This is a genomic window from Vibrio sp. PNB23_22_6 (assembly GCF_052877535.1).
On record NZ_JBNFXP010000103.1, the window covers coordinates 1 to 227 of the forward strand.

A 227-nucleotide genomic window follows, 5' to 3' on the forward strand; every position below is an offset into this window, starting at 1 on the left:
TAGGGGAGTCGAACCCCTGTTACCGCCGTGAAAGGGCGGTGTCCTAGGCCTCTAGACGAACGGGACACTGCTATTTGTTTCCACTTTTAAAAAGCAGAACCAAACTTCGAAGATATTGGGATATCTTCGTCTCTTTTACTTTATAAACCGTATCAATCTGTGTGGACACTCATCGTGAGTAATCATCGTATAAGGAGGTGATCCAGCGCCAGGTTCCCCTAGCGCTA

1 tRNA gene is annotated in these 227 nt (G+C 47.1%); it reads right to left on the bottom strand.

Annotated elements, in window-relative coordinates:
* Positions 1-58, bottom strand: a tRNA-Glu gene (locus tag ACVA54_RS19785).
* Positions 59-227 lie beyond the last annotated feature (169 nt).